This window comes from Niallia sp. HCP3S3_B10, assembly GCF_052064465.1.
Taxonomy (GTDB): domain Bacteria; phylum Bacillota; class Bacilli; order Bacillales; family Cytobacillaceae; genus Niallia; species Niallia hominis.
Map to the genome: position 1 here is coordinate 1 of NZ_JBQHVO010000124.1, position 2,291 is coordinate 2,291.

General features: G+C 41.7%; 3 protein-coding genes. All 3 read right to left on the reverse strand.

Annotated elements, in window-relative coordinates; all coding sequences use genetic code 11:
* Nucleotides 1–52: 52 nt before the first annotated feature.
* The gene (tnpC, locus tag ACTNDN_RS24635) at nucleotides 53–1,672 is read right to left on the reverse strand and encodes an IS66 family transposase (protein ID WP_048717388.1); all 1,620 of its coding nucleotides are present in this window, start codon (nucleotides 1,670–1,672) and stop codon (nucleotides 53–55) included.
* A 49-nt stretch (nucleotides 1,673–1,721) separates the two neighbouring features.
* Complete coding sequence (gene tnpB, locus ACTNDN_RS24640) at nucleotides 1,722–2,081, reverse strand: IS66 family insertion sequence element accessory protein TnpB (protein ID WP_031540354.1); 360 nt, start codon at nucleotides 2,079–2,081, stop codon at nucleotides 1,722–1,724.
* Nucleotides 2,075–2,291, reverse strand: a 217-nt coding sequence (gene tnpA / locus ACTNDN_RS24645) for an IS66 family insertion sequence element accessory protein TnpA (RefSeq protein ID WP_441132559.1), incomplete at its 5' end; no start/stop codon positions are given. The genes tnpB and tnpA, both read right to left, overlap by 7 nt.

Sequence of the window (2,291 nt, forward strand, 5' to 3'; positions counted from 1 at the left end):
GTAAGCGTCAAATAGACCCCACCTATGTTTTAGATGGGGCCTGGGTTATTATTTAGTTAAGTTTTTTAAATGAAATACAAGACACTGGTAGTGTCGTTGACCAAGGAAGTAGTTGGTCAAGGTTATCATGATCTGTCAGATCCAAGTTGGGAAGCTGCTCAAATAGATAGCGAAGATAGTAATATGGATTCAATCCGTTTGCGATCGCTGTCTCCACGATACTGTATATGATGGCACTGGCTCTCGCACCATTTGGTGTGTTACTAAACAGCCAAGCCTTCCTTCCAAGCACTACTGGCTTAATAGCCCTTTCGCTTCTATTGTTATCGATTTCTAATCGACCATCCTCTAGAAATGCCACTAACTTATCCCACTGGTTTAGACAGTATGTAATAGCTTTGCCGAGACCACTTTTAGGCAACACATGTTGTTCTTGTACTTTTAGCCATGACAAAAAAGAGTCTAGTATTGGTTTACTTTGCTCTAGACGTTGTTTATACCGTTCTTCCGGCTCTAATTCCTTTAACTTTCGCTCAATCGTGAAAAGTTGATTACAGAATTGGAGACCTTCGGTCGCAGCGACTGGTTTTATACTATTTGTAGGCAGTGCTTTTAAGACATCGGTAAAACCACGTCTGGCATGAGCCCAACAACCAACAAGTGTTACGTTTTCTACTTTATGATATCCGGCATAACCGTCGACTTGAAGAAAGCCTTTGAATTCCTTTAAGAAGTTCATTGGATTTTCTCCAGCTCTGGTTTCTTGATAATCATATAGTATGATGGGAGATCCCTCGACACCTGTACGGTATAGCCACAAATAGGATTTAGATGAAGCGGATCTACCTGGCTCTTGAAGCACTTGAAGAGTTGTCTCATCCGCACAAACAATGTCAAGCTTAACTAGGAGCTGATGCATCCGACTATATAGCTTGCTTAACCAACGATCTGCTCCGTACATCATCCAATTAGCCATCGTTTGACGAGATAATGTTATACCCAAACGATGTAGATGTTTTTCCTGTCTATATATAGGAAGTCCCTCTACATACTTTTGGCTCATGATATGTGCCAACATAGATGGAGATGCGAGACTTCCCGCAATGACTGGCTTCGGCATGGGCGCGGTTTGGATCGGCGTTTCAATGGCCTCCTGTTCACAATGGCGGCATGAATAAACATGGCGCACATGCTTCACCACTTTTACTTCAGCTGGGATATATTTTAATTCCTGACGGACTTCTGTACTCATTTCATGCAGGTTTCCACCGCAACACGAACAGACCTGCTCTTCATCGGATAAACGATAATCGATCGTTTCCACAGGCAGATTTTCTAACATCAACTGACGTTGGCCGCGTTTCTTCTTACGGCGGTAGGTGATGGTTTCTACGGTAGGTTCGGGTGATGCGAGGTCCGCTTCTTGTTCAACTTCATTAAAAAGAGTTAGTTCCAGTTGACCTGGAATGCCCTTTTCGCTAGATACACCAAAACGTTTAGACTGATGAAGGCGAAGCTGTTCTTGTAACCAACTAATCTTGGCTTCAGATTCACTTTTTTCCTTTTCTAGCTTCGCCTCTAAGTCTGCGTTTTTCTGTTCCAAGAGTTGAACGCGCTCGAGAAGTTCTTCAATTGTAGGAGTTGTGTTTGCTGTTTTCTTTGTCTTTTTCATGATTTCATTATACTATAAGATCCAACCGATTACTCTCATAATTTCATGTTTAAACGACAGTTTTTGCAGAAACGACGGGATGTGCTTTTGTCTGTTCTAATGATAAACCATCTAACAACCAATTCAATTGGCGACGTGAGATTTTATACGGACCTAAGCTCCCATGATCAGATGGCCAGTGAAATGTTCCACGTTCGAGTCTTCGGTAGTACAACCAAAATCCGTTGGTATCCCAATGAAGAATCTTGAGTTTATCGCGTTTCTTGTTACAAAAAACAAAAAGACTCGATGAAAAGGGATCTAGATTGAATTCCATCTGAACGATGATAGCTAATCCATCAATGGATTTTCTCATGTCCGTGCTACCTCGAGCGAGGTAGACACTCTCAATCGTTGATGCATTTAGCATATGGATTGAAGTGTCCTTACCACATCTACAAGCAGCTGGGGATCAAAGCCTTGTTTGACCTCTAACGCTACGTGACCAACATGAACAACTATGTTAGATTGAGAGTCTGTCATTGTTTCATCCATTTCTAATGTAATCCATTGTGAAGGGGTATTTGACGTGTCTTCGGTTGTTTTAAGCTTCTTCTTCCAATACCAGAATTGATGAATA